Below are 15,118 nucleotides of genomic sequence, written 5' to 3'. Positions count from 1 at the left end.
CATGTGGGGTGATTCCATGACTGCGCGTGGTCGCGATCGACGCTTGAATGATCGGCGTCAGGGAAGCAGCGTACGGGGAGTCACGGTGCCTTTGCTATCCAGCCCGGACGGCGAGGTGCACGACGTCCGGTACGCCCCGGGCAACCGGGATCTCTTCGGTGCGCACCTGCTGGAACCCGACATTCCACAAGGTTCCTTCAAATTCCGGAGAGGGCTTCGCCGACCACACCGCGAGGACGCCGCCGGGTCTCAACACCCGTGCGCAGCTTGCCAGTCCGGACGGTGCGTACAGCTCGCCGTTGCCCTCGGTGACGGTCCAGCCGGGGCCGTTGTCGATGTCCAGGCAGAGCGCGTCGAACGTGGCGGAAGTCTCATTGACGTAGGGGACGAGATCCGTCTCCACGATCTCGGTGCGTTCGTCGGCGAGGGCCCGCGCGGTGAGCGCTGCGAGCGGCCCCTCGCGGTGCCAGCCGACGATCGCCGACTCCCGCTCGACGACCGTGATCCGGCCCCAGCGCGGCTCGGCCGCGGCGTGCGCGAGTGAGAAGCCGACGCCCAGCCCGCCGATCAGCACGCGCGGTGCCGGGCGGCCGTCCAGCGCGGCGAGGGCGGCGTCCACGAGCAGCCGTTCGGAACGGCCGTCGGAGGTGTCCATCAGGAAGCAGCCGTTGGCGATGATCTGAAGCAACTCGCCGTGCCGGCGCAGCACGACCTCTCCGTGGGGCCCCTCGCGGCGGTCCAGCACCACGGGAGTCTCGTACGAGGCGTTCATGAGGTCATCCTGCCCGAACAGGGGCTTGCCGCCACCTGGATTACGGGTGACACGGATCGAACACCGTACGAGGACGGGCCGTTCGCGCACCGGCCGGGAACAGAACCGTGCACAGGAGGAAGTTAATAGGTTGCTGTGAATCGGCTGCCCGGTGGCGCCGGTCATGGACAGCCGCTCCCGGGACGCGAAGGGTTGGGGGCACGACGGAAGGAGCGCCACCGTGGAACGGACTGCGGACCCCGGGGCCGCGGCCCCGCCCCGCCCGGACGGCGCGCCGCGTCCCCTGGAGGGCGTGCCGCGGCAACGGCCCCGGCCGGAGGCGGCACCCGCGGACGCGCCGACGGCCCCGCCGCTGCTCGTGGGCCCCGGCGCCGCCGCCGCTGCCCAGGGTGTGCGGTGCGGCGACCGGCTCCGCCGGGTCCTGCCCGGCCCCCGCCGTACGCCCTTCACGTTCTGGTACGCGCTCGTACTGGTCCTCACCTCGCTCGTCACCGAGTACGCCCCCGCCTCCGTGGTGGACGCGCTGTACCGCAGTTCCAGCACGGACGTCGCGCACCTCGTGCGGGACCCGGTGCGGGTGCTGGCCGGGAGCGCGCTGTGGATCGCGGGCGGGGTCGTGTCGGCGTACTCCCTGTGCTTCCTGCTGGTGCTCACCGCGCTGGAGCTCAGGACCGGCGCGCGGCGCACCGCCGGGGTGTTCCTGCTCGGGCATGTGGTCGCCACCCTGGCCACCGAGGTGCCGGTCGGGCTCGCGGTGCTGGCCGGGCGGCTCCCGGCCGGGTCGCTGCACCGCCTGGACTACGGGATCAGCTTCGGTGTCGCCGCCAGCGTCGGCGCGCTCTGCGGCCTGCTGCGCCCCTGGCTGCGCTGGCCCGCGCTGACGGTGTTCGCCGGGATGCTGCTGGACGACCTGGCGTCCTTCACCGACCCGATGACCTCCTGCGGCCACCTCATCGCGCTGGCGGTGGGGGTGGGCTGCTGGCCGGTGTTGCGGCGCGGCCCGGGGCTCTGGCACTGACGGCCCGCGCCGCCGCCCGGGGCCGAGCCTTCTCCTCGGCCGCGGCCGAGGACGCCGAGGGTCGGCGGGAGAGCTGATCACAGGGGCGCGGCACTCCTGGAAGGCGGGCCGGCCCGTGAGCGAGCGCGGGGTCATCGGCTCTCCCGTGGTGGGTCAGCCGGGAGTGGGCCGGTCCGCCGCCGGGCGGGGCGTGAGGGCGGCGCGGAGCCGGTCCATGGCCGCCTTCCAGGAGGCGCTGTCCGACTCCGCCCACAGTTCGAGGAGTTCGGACTCCTCGGTGAGGACGCGGTCGAGGGCGCGCAGGGCGGGGGTGCGCAGGCCGGTGAGGTCGGGGACGGGCTGCCGGGGGCCGTAGGCGGAGTCCACGGGGTCGCCGCCGGGGCACTGGGCGGCGACCAGGGCCGCCGCCGCGACGGCCTCCTCGCCGATCTCCGAGTCGAGGAAGCCGGTCGTGTCGGCCGCGCGGGTCAGCGCGGCGAGGACCAGGTCCCGCCGCGCGTCGGCGGAGGCGTCGTCCAGGGCGCCGGTCCAGTCCGCCGCGGTGTCGTTGTCGAAGGGTCCGATGTCCCAGGTGCCCATGTGTCTCTCCCGGCTGTGGTGATGTCCAGGGAGCGTGACAGGTGCCACTGACATCGGGCCCGCCGCGCGGGATCTCCCTGGTCCGGCGCCCGCGCACCGCCCCGCGCCGCGCCCCGCGGAATATCCCGCTCCCCGTGATCGCTGACTGATCGCTGACGGCGAACAGGCACCGGGGAACAATCGCCCGCCCCCAAGCATTGAGTCGGCATAGCTCAACTTGACTGCCGAAGGGGAGATCATGGCTGCTGAGTCCACGGCGTTCACACCGCTCACTCTGCCTGTGCTGCCGCTCGATGACGAGGTCGTGCTGCCCGGCATGGTGGTTCCGCTGGACCTGAGTGATGCCGAGGTACGGGCCGCGGTGGAGGCCGCGCAGGCCGCCGCCCGGTCCGAGCCGGGCAAGCCCAGGGTGCTGCTGGTGCCGCGCATCGAGGGGACGTACGCCAAGACCGGTGTGCTGGGCACCGTCGAGCAGGTCGGACGGCTGGCCGACGGCGACCCGGGCGCGCTGATCCGCGGCCGGGGCCGGGTGAGCATCGGCGCCGGGACCACCGGGCCGGGCGCCGCGCTGTGGGTCGAGGGCACCCGGATCGACGAGACCGTTCCGGAGCCGCTGCCCGGCCAGGCCGCGGAGCTGGTGAAGGAGTACAAGGCCCTCGCCACCGCCTGGCTGCGCAAGCGCGGCGCCTGGCAGGTCGTCGACCGGGTCCAGGCCATCGACGACGTCTCCGCGCTCGCCGACAACTCCGGCTACTCGCCGTTCCTCACCACCGAACAGAAGATCGAACTGCTGGAGACCGCCGAGCCGGTGGCCCGGCTGCGGCTCGCCACCCGGCAGCTGCGCGACCACCTCGCCGAGCAGGACGTCGCCGAGACCATCGCCAAGGACGTCCAGGAGGGCGTCGACAAGCAGCAGCGCGAGTTTCTGCTGCGCCGTCAGCTCGAAGCCGTCCGCAAGGAGCTGCGCGAGCTGAACGGCGAGAGCGGCGGCGAGGGCGAGGAGTCCGACGACTACCGGGCCCGCGTCGAGGCCGCCGACCTGCCCGAGAAGGTGCGCGAGGCGGCGCTCAAGGAGGTCGACAAGCTGGAGCGCGCCTCCGACCAGTCGCCCGAGGGCTCCTGGATCCGCACCTGGCTCGACACGGTCCTGGAGATGCCGTGGAACGAGCGGACCGAGGACGCCTACGACATCCAGGGCGCCAAGGACGTCCTGGACGCCGAGCACGCGGGCCTGAAGGACGTGAAGGAGCGCATCACCGAGTACCTGGCGGTGCGCAAGCGGCGCGACGACCGCGGCCTCGGCGTGATCGGCGGGCGGCGCGGCGGTGCCGTGCTCGCGCTCGTCGGCCCGCCCGGCGTCGGCAAGACCAGCCTGGGCGAATCCGTGGCGCACGCGATGGGGCGCAAGTTCGTCCGTGTCGCCCTCGGCGGCGTCCGCGACGAGGCGGAGATCCGCGGCCACCGCCGCACCTACGTAGGCGCGCTGCCCGGCCGGATCGTGCGGGCCGTCAAGGAGGCCGGTTCGATGAACCCGGTGGTCCTGCTCGACGAGATCGACAAGGTCGGCTCCGACTACCGCGGCGACCCGGCGGCGGCCCTGCTGGAGGTCCTGGACCCGGCGCAGAACCACACCTTCCGGGACCACTACCTGGAGGTCGAGCTGGACCTGTCGGACGTGGTCTTCCTGGCCACGGCCAACGTCCTGGAGGCGATCCCGGAGGCGCTGGCCGACCGGATGGAGATCGTGCGCCTGGACGGCTACACCGAGGACGAGAAGGTCGTCATCGCCCGCGACCACCTGCTCCCGCGCCAGCTGGAGCGGGCCGGTCTCGGCGCCGACGAGGTCACCATCGAGGAGGGCGCGCTGCGCAGGCTGGCGGGCGAGTACACCCGCGAGGCGGGCGTGCGCACCCTGGAGCGCTCGGTGGCGCGGCTGCTGCGCAAGATCGCCGCCCAGCACGAACTGGGCGAGCGGGAACTGCCGTTCACCGTCACCGCCGACTCCCTGCGCGCCCTGATCGGGCGCCCGCACCACGTACCGGAGTCCGCCCAGGACCCGGCCGAGCGCCGTACGGCCGTGCCGGGCGTGGCGACCGGCCTCGCGGTCACCGGCGCCGGTGGCGACGTGCTCTACGTCGAGGCGTCCCTCGCCGACCCCGAGACGGGCGCAGCGGGCCTGACGCTGACCGGTCAGCTCGGTGACGTCATGAAGGAGTCCGCGCAGATCGCGCTGAGCTTCCTGCGCAGCCACGGCGCCGAGCTGGAGCTGCCGGTGGGCGATCTCAAGGACCGGGGCGCGCACATCCACTTCCCGGCGGGCGCGGTCCCCAAGGACGGCCCGAGCGCCGGTGTCACGATGACGACGGCGCTGGCCTCGCTGCTGTCGGGCCGCCTGGTGCGCACCGACGTGGCGATGACCGGCGAGGTGTCGCTGACCGGACGGGTGCTGCCCATCGGCGGGGTGAAGCAGAAGCTGCTCGCCGCGCACCGGGCGGGCGTGACCACCGTGATCATCCCCAAGCGCAACGAGCCCGACCTGGACGACGTCCCGGCGGAGGTGCTGGACAAGCTCGATGTGCACGCCGTCACCGATGTCCGCCAGGTGCTGGAACTGGCCCTGGCGCCCGCGGTGAGCGGTGCGGAGGAGAAGGTTCCGGCGGCGGCGTGACGGACGCCGCCGGATGAAAGGGGGAAGGCCCGGTTCTCCTCGGAGGACCGGGCCTTCGCCGTACGCGCCCGCGTACGCGTACGGATCAGCCGTTGGCCAGGGCCTTCACCCGGTCCAGCGCGCCGTTGAACTTGTCGTGGTCGCCCACCGTCGGGCCGGACGAGGTGTACTGCCACATCGTGTAGAAGCCCCAGCCCGCCGGCAGCGTCCCCACGGTCGAGGCGTACCGCGCGATCCACAGCGGGTTGTTGGCGGCGAAACCGCCGTAGTTCCCGGTGCACTGGGTCCACCAGGAGGTGGCCGTGTAGATCACGGCGTCCCGGCCGGTGCGCGCCTTGTAGGTGTTGAGGAAGTCGGCGATCCAGCTGACCATCGCGCTCGCGGACTTGCCGTAGCAGGCGGCGCCGTAGGGGTTCCACTCGATGTCGAGGGAGCCCGGCAGGGTCTTGCCGTCCTTGGACCAGCCGCCGCCGTGGTCGACGAAGTAGTTGGCCTGGGCGGCGCCGCTGGTGGTGTCCGGGGTCGCGAAGTGGTACGAGCCGCGGATCATGCCCACGTTGTAGGAGCCGTTGTACTGCTGGGTGAAGGAGGGGTTCGTGTAGTACGTCCCCTCGGTCGCCTTGGTGTAGGCCCAGCGGACGCCGCTGTTCCACAGGGTGGACCAGGCGACGTTGCCCTGGTAGCCGCTGACGTCGACGCCCTCGGTCTGGGTGACGTCAGCGGAGGTGGGGGTGCCGCTGCGGCCGTCGTGGGCCGCGACGCCGATGCCCATGTAGGCGGAGCCGCGGGCGGGCGGGGCGGCGGCACCGGCGTCGGCACCTGCGTCGGTGTCGGCGGAGGAGGGCGTGGCGAGGAAGAAGGAGAACGCCGCGAGCAGGACTCCCGCGGCGGTCAGCCGCCGCTTGCGGGCCGTTCCGGATCTGTGCACGGGCATGACGTGCCTCCGAAGTTCGGTGGTGCTCGGTGGGGGGAAACGCGGGCATGGCCCACGGTCGCACGAGGGGGGCGCGGGCCTGGGGAGACCCGCCGGGAACGACCATGGCGTGGGCATGCCATTGACTGCCTGATGCAGAAGCTACGCGCGTGGACCGTCGGTGGGAAGAGGGGCCGGAGGCTGCCGTTGGTCTACGCCTGCGAAATACTGACCAAGCTGCGGCGATGGCGGCGCCCGGCGGTAACTTTCAGGACCGGCAACACTCCAGGGCAGGGGCTGACGTGCACGAAGACGCAAGGGGCGAGGGCCGCGGGACGATGGCGGACACAGCGTCGCGCGGTGGTGTGGACCGGGAGTTTCTTTCCCTGGAACGGGAGATGACCGTCCTGCTGCGACGCGCCCGCGCCAGCCAGGCGGAGATGGCCCGCGAGGTGCACCCGGGCCTGGAGTCCTCGGCGTACGGACTGCTGGCGCGGCTGGACGAGTGCGGCAGCCAGCGCGCCACCGCCCTCGCCGCCTACATCGGCGTCGGCAAGGCCACCATGTCCCGCCAGTTGCGCGCCCTGGAGGAACTGGGCCTCGTCGCCCGCGAACCGGACCCCGCCGACGGCCGGGCCTGGCTGGTGGCCCTCACCGCCGACGGGCGCCGCCGGGTCGGCCAGGTGCGCGAGGCCCGCCGGGCCCGCTACGTCCGCCAGCTCGACCACTGGGACCGCGGCGAGGTCGCCGAACTGGCCCGGCTGCTGCACGAGCTGAACGGCGTCATGGAGAAGCACGAGCGGTGACGGCGGGGCGCGAGCCCGAGGCGCGCCGCGCCTGCGGACGGCGACCGCCCCGCCCCGCTCACAGCCGGACGAACACCGCCGTCGCGTCGTCGTGCGTCTTGCTCCGCCCGAGGTACCGGCGCTCCTCACGGTCGGCGCGCTCCAGTTCCCGCACCCGGTCCACCAGCGCGCCCGCGCCCTCCTTGCGCAGCAGCCCGAAGCACTGCGCCCAGTCGCCCTCGTGGAACTTCTCCACCCAGCGCGTCGCCCCGTCGGTCAGCGCGGCCAGCGCGCGCACCTCCTCGACGGGCACGCTGCCGGTCACCGCGCGCTCCGCGACCGAGGGGTCCGCGGCCGCCGTGAAGAAGCCGCCCTCCTTGTTGCGCAGGGTGCTGTCGACCAGCGCCTCCGTCGCGCGCGCGGCGCGCGGCAGCCGGTCCAGCCGGTCGTCCAGGACCGGGGTGACCAGGCCGCCGGGCGACTCCAGCAGCAGCGCCGAGTCCGACAGGACCAGATAGTCGAGCGACAGGGCGGACCAGCGTGCGAGCACCACGGTTGCCTGCGGCGTGCGCGGGTGAGAAAGGTCACAGGTGTCCGCGTGCTCCTCCGCGGTGCCGCCGATCGTCCGCGCGAGCATCTCCCGCAGCGTCAGATCGGGGCGCGAAACGGTCAGTTCGGTCAGCGCCCCGCCGAGCCGGGCGGTGAACCAGGGGACGGAATGCAGACAGCCTGTCTCCGTCGCGGGCGGCGTCACCCCGTCGAGGACCACCACGGCGCCGCCCTGCCCGCAGGCGGGCAGTCCGACGGCGGCGAAGTCCTCGTTCGCACGATCCGGGTGGCCGGGCTCCGAAACAACCTCAGTTCGCATCCGGCCAGTCTGCACCAGCCCTTCACATGGTCCATCAAAGGGTGCTATCGACCTTGGAATTGACGCGAGGACGCCCGTCAGGCGCCTGATTTGGCATGAATTGGCGGGCTCCGGGAAGACGTGGCGGCGAATACTGCCAAAGCCTGCCGCCGACGTCCAACCGGCCCGCCGTACGAGCCCCGGGCACGCGCCGGAGGAACTTGCCCGCCAACTCCCCTCCGATGTTCACTCCTTCGGGTGGCCGGTCGGACGATGCGGGACCACTGCCCACCGGCACTGGGAGGGTCGGAATCCGATGCAGGCCCCCTGCGCGCGCCAAGCCGACGACGGCGCGAGCCCGGGGGAGGGTGGACGTATGCGTCGCACCAGCTGACGAGCCGCCACCCGGGCCCACGAGTACACGAGTACAGGAATGCGAGCACCGGTGCAGAAGAAGCGGCCTCGGCGCACAGGCAAGCAGACGGCCACCGCGAAGGGACCCGAGCACACACCCGGCACGCCCTCCGCGACCCCCGTGGGCAAGGGCCGCCCCCAGCACGTACGCAACCGCCTCGTCCTCGCCGTCGCCGTGGTCGCCGCCGCCGTCGCCGGTGCGGGCGCCCCCTCCGTGCTCGACGCCTCCGGCCGGGTCGGCGACTCCCAGGACCTGGTCACCCTCGCCGGACAGACCCAGGACGCCCTGGCGCTCGCCCACGCCCTCGCCGACGAACGCGACGAGGTCACCGCCTACGCCGCCGCCGGACGCCCCCGCTCCAAGGCGCCCTCCGCCCAGCGCGGCGCCCGCGTCGACCGCCGGGCCGACGACCTGCGCGCCGCCACCGGCACACCGGGCTGGCTGCGCACCGACCTCGACGGCATCGCCGCCGTCCGCCGCTCGGCGCTCACCGGGAAGAGCACCGCGCTCCAGACCCACCAGGCGTACTCCGCCGTCATCGCCGATCTGCACCGGCTCGCCGGACAACTGGCCGAGCAGATGCCCGCGCGGGCCGGTTCGGGGGCGTACGCCCTCGCCGAGCTGGACACCGCCGTCCAGCAGGCCGCCGCCGCCCGCGGACTGCTGTCCGCCGCCCTCGCCGTGCCGTACAGCACACGGACCGTCTACGACCCGGTCACCGGCGCGCCCACCGAGACCACGGACTCCTCCAAGGCCGCCACCAAGGAGCGCGACGCCCTCAGCGCCGCCGCCCAGCAGGCCCGGATCCGCTCCGACGCCGCCCTCGCCGCGTTCCGCGAGACCGCGCCCGAGGCCGCCCGCGCCTCCTACGACTCCACCGTCACCGGCCCCGAGGTGAACTCCGCGGCTGGCTATCTGGCCAGGCTCACCGACGCGTCCACGCTCTCCGACGCCGACCTCACCGTCGGCGCCGCCAAGGTCGACGCGGCCCTCACCGCCCGGCTCGACCTGATGCGCGGCGCCGAGTCCTCCCTGTACGACCACCGCACCAAGGACCTGGAGCGGCTGCGCGACGACGACGTCACCGCGCTGGAGCTGCGCGTTGCCCTGCTGGGCGCCCTGCTCCTGGTCGCCATCGGCATCGCCACCGCCCTGGCCCGCACCCTCACCCGCCCGCTCGCCGTGCTGCGCCGGGGCTCCGCCCGCCTGGCCGGGGCCGAGGACCCGGCGGCCGAGGAGCCGATCCGCTTCACCGGCCGCAACGACGAGTACGCCGAGGTCATCCGCTCCGTCAACGCCCTGCACACCCACGCCGCCGCCCTCGCCGAACGGGTCGCCACCCTGGAGGCCGACCGCAAGCACCTGGTCGGGCAGCGGCAGAAGATGGCCGACGCCCGCGAGGAACTGCGCGCCGAACTCGCCGAGGCGGCCGCCCGCCTGGAGCGCACGCGCGCCGGTATCGGCTCCACCTTCGTCAGCCTGGCGCTGCGCACCCTGGGCCTGGTCGAGCGGCAGCTCACCGTCATCGAGGGCCTGGAGGAGCGCGAGCAGGACCCCGACCGCCTCGCCACCCTCTTCAAGCTCGACCACTTCGCCACGGTCATGCGCCGGCACAGCGAGAACCTCCTCGTGCTGGCCGGAACCGAGCACGTCCAGCAGCACGCCGGGCCGGTCCCGCTGGTCGACGTGGTGCGCGCCGCGGTCAGCGAGATCGAGCGCTACGAGCGGGTGCGCATCGCCGCGCTGCCGCCGCACGCGCACGTGGCCGGCTTCGCCGCCGACGACCTCTCCCACCTGCTGGCCGAACTCATGGAGAACGCCACCTCGTTCTCCCCGCCCGAGCGGCCCGTCGAGGTCTCCGGGTGGCTCCTGGAGAACGGCGAGATCATGCTCTCCGTCCAGGACGAGGGCATCGGTGTCGACGGCGAGCGGCTGACCCGGCTCAACGCCCGCCTCGCCGACTTCGACCCGGACGCCCCGTACACCCAGGACGCCGAGGAGGGTCTCGGCCTCGGCCTGTACGTGGTGGCCCGGCTCGGGCACCGGCACGGGGTGCGGGTGCAGCTGCGCGCGCAGAAGCAGGGCGGTACGGCGGCGGTGGTCGTCGTGCCCCAGCCGCTGCTGGCGCCCGCCCCCGGCGCCGCCGCCCCGGCCGCGGGCACTGTCTCCCTGCCCGGCGCCGAGGCCGAGGCGGGTTCCCACGTCCTGCCCGCCCGCGTCCCCGACGGCACCGACCCCCTCGTCGCCCTCGCCGAGAAGGCGGTACGGCAGTCGGAGGCGGCCCGCGAGAAGGCGGCCGCACAGTCCGAGGAGGCCCACGGGAAGACGTCCGAGCCCGCCGGAGAGGCCCGGGAACGGACCTCCCCGCAGCCCGGCGAGGCTCGCGCGCAGGCGCCCGCGAGGACGTTCCCGGAGGAGTCCCCGTCCGAGACGACGATGGAACTCTTCCTGCCGCCCGCACCGGACACGCCCGCACCGGACACCTCCACGGCGGACGGCCCCGCGGTGCCCGCGCCCGCATCGGAGACGGCCTCGGCGCCGGGCACCGGCCCCGTGACCGGAGCGGACGCCGAGCCCCGTCCCGGAGCGGACCACGAGCCCGGCACCCGCGCGCACGCCGACGCGAGCCGTGAGCCCGGCACCCACGCGCACCCCGGCGCACACCCCGCGCCCGGCGCACCCGCCGCACCCCCCGAGACCTCCGCTCCGGCCGGAGCGCCGCCCGCCTCCCCGGCGGCCCCCGTGCCGGGGCCGGCCGTCTCGCCCGAGGGGGCGGCGGAGCACAGCCGGGCGGGGGAGGACGGGGAGTCCCTGACCGACAAGGGGCTGCCCAAGCGGACCCCGAGGATCACCACACCCGCCCATGCCCCGCGCCGGTCCGCCGGTTCGGTGGACGCCGAGGCTCTCCGCCGCCGCCTGGGCGGCTTCCGCCGCGGAGCCCAGGCGGGCTACCGCGACGTGGAGGCGGAGATCGCGGAACAGACGGCCCAGCACCACCGGCCGGCACCGGCCACCCGCGCGCAAGCCGGGGAGTCCACGGGGGGCACAGTCGAGGAGGCAAGCAGTTGACAGCGCCCACCACCTTCGGACTGAGCAGCGAGGCCCGCAACCTGCACTGGCTGCTGACCAACCTGGTCGAGGAGGTGCCCGGCATCCAATCGGTCGCCGTGGTCTCCTCCGACGGCCTGCTGCTCCTCTCCTCCGACCCCGAGCACGCCGGGGAGGCCCGCCGGGCCCGCGCGGACACGCCCGCCGGGCCGCGCGGCTCGGCCGCCGACCTCGCCACCATCGTGTCCGGCATCGGCAGCCTCACCATCGGCGCGGCCCGGCTGATGGACTCCGGAGCGGTCCGGCACACGATGGTCGCCATGGACGAGGGCAGCCTGTTCGTGATGTCGATCAGCGACGGCTCGCTGCTCGGGGTGCACGGCTCCGCGGAGTGCGACATGAGCGTGGTGGCGTACCACATGGCGCTCTTCGTCGGCCGCGCCGGACACGTCCTGACGCCCGAACTCCGCAGCGAGCTGCGCAAGTCACTGGAGGCCGAGTCGGCGGAGAACACCCGATGAGCGCGGCGGTGAGCGGTCCGGCCGGCGGCGTCCCCCGGCGGCAGCTGCCCGTCCGCGGCGGCGAGCGCAGGAAGCCCGCCCGGGTCCGCCCCTACTCGCTCACCGGTGGACGCACCCGCTTCGGGCACGTCCTGCTGGTGGAGACGTTCGTCGCCAGCACCGCCGCGCTGGACGCCGCCGACGAGCGCAAGGAGCTGCCGAGCGCCCCGCTGTCGCGGGTGATGCCGGAGATGCGGGCCATCGTCGAACTGTGCCGCCGGATGCGTACGGTGGCCGAGATCGCCGCGCTGCTGAAGATGCCGCTCGGTGTGGTCCGCGTGCTCCTGAGCGACCTGGCGGACCAGGGAAAGATCCGTGTGTACGGCACCGGGACCGGTCACGGCACCGGCCGCCCGGACCGCGCTCTGCTGGAAAGGGTGCTGAATGGACTCCGCCGTCTCTGATTCCGCCGTCGCCCCGTTCGCGGCCGGTCCCGCCGCGTTCGACGAGCCCGACGAGACGCTGCTGCCCTGGCAGCGGGACCGCACCCGGGCACCGATCGCCACCAAGATCGTGGTGGCCGGCGGCTTCGGCGTGGGCAAGACCACGCTGGTCACCGCCGTCTCGGAGATCACGCCGTTGCAGACCGAGGCGCTGATGACCGAGGCGAGCGCGGAGACCGACGATCTCAGCGCGACGCCCGGCAAGGTGACGACGACCGTCGCCATGGACTTCGGCCGGATCACGCTCGACGACGACCTGGTGCTCTATCTGTTCGGCACCCCGGGCCAGCAGCGGTTCTGGTTCATGTGGGACGACCTGGTGCGCGGCGCGATCGGCGCGGTGGTCATGGCCGACACCCGCCGGCTGAAGGACTGCTTCCCGGCGCTCGACTACTTCGAGAGCTGCGGGCTGCCGTACGTCGTGGCCGTCAACCACTTCGACGGCAGCGAGCTGTTCGAGCCGGAGGACGTCCGCGAGGCGCTCACGGTCCCGGCGCACATACCCGTCCTGATCATGGACGCGCGGCGCCGGACCTCGGCCGTCGAGACCCTGCTGGCTCTCGTGGCGCACACCCTCGAGGAAACCCCCGAATGATCCTTCGGGCCGTCCAGAAGTCGCAGGAGGTAGCACCCGCATGAGAAAGATACTCGTCGTGGGGGCCGGCCAGTCCGGTCTCCAGCTCGCCCTCGGCCTCCAGTCGCACGGGTACGAGGTCACCCTCATGTCCAACCGGACCGCGGACGAGATCCGCTCCGGCCGGGTCATGTCGACCCAGTGCATGTTCCACACCGCGCTCCAGCACGAGCGGGACGTCCAGGTGAACTTCTGGGAGTCCCAGGCCCCCAGGATCGAGGGCCTCGGCCTCTCGGTCGCCGCGCCCGGCTCCCACGACCCCGGTCCCACCCAGCGGGCGATCGACTGGCTGGGCCGGCTCGACGGATACGCGCAGTCGGTCGACCAGCGGGTCAAGATGGCCGGCTGGATGGAGACCTTCGCGCAGCGCGGCGGCCAGCTCGTCATCCACGGCGCCGCCGTCGGCGACCTCGACTACTTCTCCCGCGCCTACGACCTCGTCCTCGTCTCGGCGGGCAAGGGCGAGCTGGTGTCGATGTTCGAGCGGGACGCGGAGCGCTCGCCCTACAGCGAGCCGCAGCGCGCGCTGGCGGTGGCGTACGTGCACGGGCTCGGCCCGCGCCCGGAGCACCCTGACCTCGACGCGGTCCGCTGCAACGTGGTGCCCGGGGTCGGCGAGCTGTTCGTCATGCCGACCCTCACCCTCTCGGGCCGCGCCGACATCCTGTTCTGGGAGGGCATACCCGGCGGGCCCCTCGACGTCTTCAAGGGCGTCAAGGACCCGGCCCGGCATCTGGCCCTGACGCTGGACCTGATGCGGACGTTCACGCCGTGGGAGTACGCGCGTGCCACGGAGGTGGAGCTGACCGACGCGGGCGGCACCCTGGCCGGCCGCTACGCGCCCACCGTGCGCAAGCCGGTCGGGCGGCTGCCCGGCGGCGGCCTGGTGCTGGGCGTCGCGGACGTCGTCGTCGCCAACGACCCGATCACCGGCCAGGGTTCGAACTCGGCGTCCAAGTGCGCCGCCGCCTATCTCGCCTCGATCCTCGAACACGGCGACAAGCCGTTCGACGAGGAGTGGATGCAGCAGACGTTCGACCGCTACTGGGACACCGCCCGGCACGTCACCAAGTGGACGAACGCCATGCTCGCCCCGCCGCCGGAGCACGTCCTGAACCTCTTCGGCGCCGCCGGTCAGCTCCCGCCCATCGCCGACCGCATCGCCAACGCCTTCAACGACCCGGCCGACTTCGAGCACTTCTTCTACGAGCCGGACAGGGCCGAGGCGTACGTGGCCGAGGTCGCGGGCGCCGCACCCGCCGCCTGACGTCACCGCTTCGCCCGGCGCCACCGCTTCGCCCGGCGTCACAGCTTCGGCGGTGCCGTGTCCGCCCCGGCCGCGGCGCCCGGCGGGAGCGCGGGCGGCGCGTACCGGGGCAGCGGACTGCCGCCCGGGTCGGGGCGCACCGCGCCGAGCACCGGGTTGGCGGTGAGCGGGGAGACCTTCACCTGCGTCCCGGGCCGGGGCGCCTGCACCACCATGCCGTCGCCGAGATAGAGGGCGACATGGGTGGCCCGGGGGAAGTAGACCACCAGGTCGCCCGGCCGCAGCTGGGCCAGCGGCACGTGCGGCAGCCGGGCCCACTGCTCCTGGCTGGTGCGCGGAATGGGCGTACCGGCCTGGCCCCAGGCCCGCGAGGTCAGGCCCGAGCAGTCGTAGGCCGCCGGTCCCGTGGCGCCCCAGCGGTAGGGCTTGCCGAGCTGGCGCACCGCGTAGCGCACGGCCGCCTCGCCCTCGGGCGTGGGCGGCCTGGCGGCGCCCAGCGCGCCGGAGGCGAGCAGCGCGGTGCGCGCCTGGTCGGTGCCGTTCTTCTCGACGGCGGCGAGCGCGGTGAGCTGCGCCGGGCTGAGCGAGGCGAGCAGCTTCTCGATGGCGTGCAGCTTCTCCCGTACGGCGTCGCGGTCCCGCTGCTGCCGCCGGGCCAGGGTGAGCCGGGCGTCGTAGGCGGTGCGGGCGGCGTGTGCCAGCCGGTCCGCCGTCCGCTCGCCGGACGTCAGCCGGGCCACCGCCCCGGCGCGCTGCCGGGCCAGTTGCCCGATGACATGGCCCTGCTCCAGGGCGTGCTGCGGGTCGCGGGCGAGCAGCAGCCGCAGATAGGGGGAGAAGTCGCTGGTGCCCTGGTACTCCTGGCGGGCGAGCCGGCCCGCCGCCGCCCGTCCGGCGGCCAGATCCTGCCGGGCCCGGCCGAGGGCGGCGGCCAGCCGGTCGGTCTCGGTGCGCTGCCGCTCCAGCCGCTCGGCGGTGGCGCCGTAGACCGCGGTGGCCTGCTCGGACTGCCGGTACAGGGACTGAAGGTCCGTCAGCAGCGCGGCCATGGACGGCTGTCCGGGCGCCGCGGGCCATGGCTCGGCCGTGGCGGTCGCCGGGACGAGGGCGGCCTGTGCCGCCACCGCCGCCGTGCACACCAGGCGCAGGGTCCTGCCTGACACGACATC

13 protein-coding genes are annotated in these 15,118 nt (G+C 73.8%); 8 read left to right on the top strand and 5 right to left on the bottom strand.

Translation table 11 applies throughout. The annotated features are described in order from the left end of the window. Positions 1–94: 94 nt before the first annotated feature. The gene (locus ACWDYF_RS23230; protein ID WP_389466413.1) at positions 95–772 is read right to left on the bottom strand and encodes a spermidine synthase family protein; all 678 of its coding nucleotides are present in this window, start codon (positions 770–772) and stop codon (positions 95–97) included. 220 nt (positions 773–992) lie between these two features. On the opposite strand from ACWDYF_RS23230, the gene ACWDYF_RS23225 reads away from it, so the two are divergent. Further along, positions 993–1,790 carry a rhomboid-like protein gene (locus tag ACWDYF_RS23225; protein WP_389466415.1) on the top strand — a complete coding sequence of 266 codons (798 nt, stop codon included), beginning with the start codon at positions 993–995 and terminating at the stop codon, positions 1,788–1,790. Between the two features lie 153 nt (positions 1,791–1,943). On the opposite strand, the gene ACWDYF_RS23220 is transcribed toward ACWDYF_RS23225, so the two are convergent. Further along, positions 1,944–2,369: a DUF4259 domain-containing protein gene (locus ACWDYF_RS23220; RefSeq protein WP_389466417.1), complete on the bottom strand. Its 426-nt coding sequence runs from the start codon at positions 2,367–2,369 to the stop codon at positions 1,944–1,946. 238 nt (positions 2,370–2,607) lie between these two features. Here ACWDYF_RS23220 and lon point away from each other — a divergent pair, with 238 nt between their 5' ends. After that, positions 2,608–5,037, top strand: coding sequence for an endopeptidase La (lon, locus tag ACWDYF_RS23215; RefSeq protein ID WP_389466420.1), 2,430 nt, complete (start codon positions 2,608–2,610; stop codon positions 5,035–5,037). A gap of 85 nt (positions 5,038–5,122) precedes the next feature. Here lon and ACWDYF_RS23210 read toward each other — a convergent pair whose 3' ends face one another. Continuing rightward, on the bottom strand, positions 5,123–5,971 hold the full coding sequence (locus ACWDYF_RS23210; RefSeq protein ID WP_381742552.1) for a lysozyme: 849 nt from the start codon (positions 5,969–5,971) through the stop codon (positions 5,123–5,125). 281 nt (positions 5,972–6,252) lie between these two features. Between ACWDYF_RS23210 and ACWDYF_RS23205 the strand changes: the two genes are divergently transcribed. Next, the gene (locus ACWDYF_RS23205) at positions 6,253–6,756 is read left to right on the top strand and encodes a MarR family winged helix-turn-helix transcriptional regulator (RefSeq protein ID WP_381742554.1); all 504 of its coding nucleotides are present in this window, start codon (positions 6,253–6,255) and stop codon (positions 6,754–6,756) included. Between the two features lie 58 nt (positions 6,757–6,814). Here the strand turns inward: ACWDYF_RS23205 and ACWDYF_RS23200 are convergent, their stop codons facing one another. Next, the gene (locus ACWDYF_RS23200) at positions 6,815–7,603 is read right to left on the bottom strand and encodes a hypothetical protein (protein ID WP_381742556.1); all 789 of its coding nucleotides are present in this window, start codon (positions 7,601–7,603) and stop codon (positions 6,815–6,817) included. Positions 7,604–8,015: 412 nt separating this feature from the next. Between ACWDYF_RS23200 and ACWDYF_RS23195 the strand changes: the two genes are divergently transcribed. Genes ACWDYF_RS23195 through ACWDYF_RS23175 form a run of 5 tightly spaced genes read left to right on the top strand, consistent with a single transcriptional unit; the run spans position 8,016 to position 13,949 of the window. Further along, on the top strand, positions 8,016–11,066 hold the full coding sequence (locus ACWDYF_RS23195) for a sensor histidine kinase (protein WP_389466424.1): 3,051 nt from the start codon (positions 8,016–8,018) through the stop codon (positions 11,064–11,066). Then, positions 11,063–11,566, top strand: coding sequence for a roadblock/LC7 domain-containing protein (locus ACWDYF_RS23190; RefSeq protein ID WP_381742560.1), 504 nt, complete (start codon positions 11,063–11,065; stop codon positions 11,564–11,566). Before ACWDYF_RS23195 ends, ACWDYF_RS23190 begins: the two co-directional genes overlap by 4 nt. After that, positions 11,563–12,009, top strand: coding sequence for a DUF742 domain-containing protein (locus ACWDYF_RS23185; protein WP_051576106.1), 447 nt, complete (start codon positions 11,563–11,565; stop codon positions 12,007–12,009). The genes ACWDYF_RS23190 and ACWDYF_RS23185 overlap by 4 nt, the downstream gene beginning before the upstream one ends. Beyond that, entirely contained in the window at positions 11,990–12,643 is a 654-nt protein-coding gene (locus ACWDYF_RS23180; protein WP_018571415.1) for a GTP-binding protein, read from the top strand. Before ACWDYF_RS23185 ends, ACWDYF_RS23180 begins: the two co-directional genes overlap by 20 nt. A 40-nt stretch (positions 12,644–12,683) precedes the next feature. Further along, positions 12,684–13,949 (top strand): styrene monooxygenase/indole monooxygenase family protein, encoded by a 1,266-nt coding sequence (locus ACWDYF_RS23175; RefSeq protein WP_018571416.1) that lies wholly within the window; start codon positions 12,684–12,686, stop codon positions 13,947–13,949. A 38-nt stretch (positions 13,950–13,987) separates the two neighbouring features. Here ACWDYF_RS23175 and ACWDYF_RS23170 read toward each other — a convergent pair whose 3' ends face one another. Then, complete coding sequence (locus ACWDYF_RS23170) at positions 13,988–15,112, bottom strand: C40 family peptidase (RefSeq protein ID WP_389466428.1); 1,125 nt, start codon at positions 15,110–15,112, stop codon at positions 13,988–13,990. Between the last annotated feature and the right edge of the window lie 6 nt (positions 15,113–15,118).

It is taken from the genome of Streptomyces sp. NPDC003284, from assembly GCF_053589675.1.
The sequence above is the reverse complement of the archived record's forward strand: the minus strand, read 5'-3'. Positions and strand labels throughout refer to the sequence as shown.

What these genes read in the sequence shown, in the direction of transcription:
- ACWDYF_RS23230 (WP_389466413.1), bottom strand. Translation starts at nt 772, where the DNA reads ATGAACGCCTCGTACGAGACTCCCGTGGTGCTGGACCGCCGCGAGGGG.
- ACWDYF_RS23220 (WP_389466417.1), bottom strand. Translation starts at nt 2,369, where the DNA reads ATGGGCACCTGGGACATCGGACCCTTCGACAACGACACCGCGGCGGAC.
- lon (WP_389466420.1), top strand. Translation starts at nt 2,608, where the DNA reads ATGGCTGCTGAGTCCACGGCGTTCACACCGCTCACTCTGCCTGTGCTG.
- ACWDYF_RS23210 (WP_381742552.1), bottom strand. Translation starts at nt 5,971, where the DNA reads ATGCCCGTGCACAGATCCGGAACGGCCCGCAAGCGGCGGCTGACCGCC.
- ACWDYF_RS23200 (WP_381742556.1), bottom strand. Translation starts at nt 7,603, where the DNA reads ATGCGAACTGAGGTTGTTTCGGAGCCCGGCCACCCGGATCGTGCGAAC.
- ACWDYF_RS23195 (WP_389466424.1), top strand. Translation starts at nt 8,016, where the DNA reads ATGCGAGCACCGGTGCAGAAGAAGCGGCCTCGGCGCACAGGCAAGCAG.
- ACWDYF_RS23185 (WP_051576106.1), top strand. Translation starts at nt 11,563, where the DNA reads ATGAGCGCGGCGGTGAGCGGTCCGGCCGGCGGCGTCCCCCGGCGGCAG.
- ACWDYF_RS23180 (WP_018571415.1), top strand. Translation starts at nt 11,990, where the DNA reads ATGGACTCCGCCGTCTCTGATTCCGCCGTCGCCCCGTTCGCGGCCGGT.
- ACWDYF_RS23175 (WP_018571416.1), top strand. Translation starts at nt 12,684, where the DNA reads ATGAGAAAGATACTCGTCGTGGGGGCCGGCCAGTCCGGTCTCCAGCTC.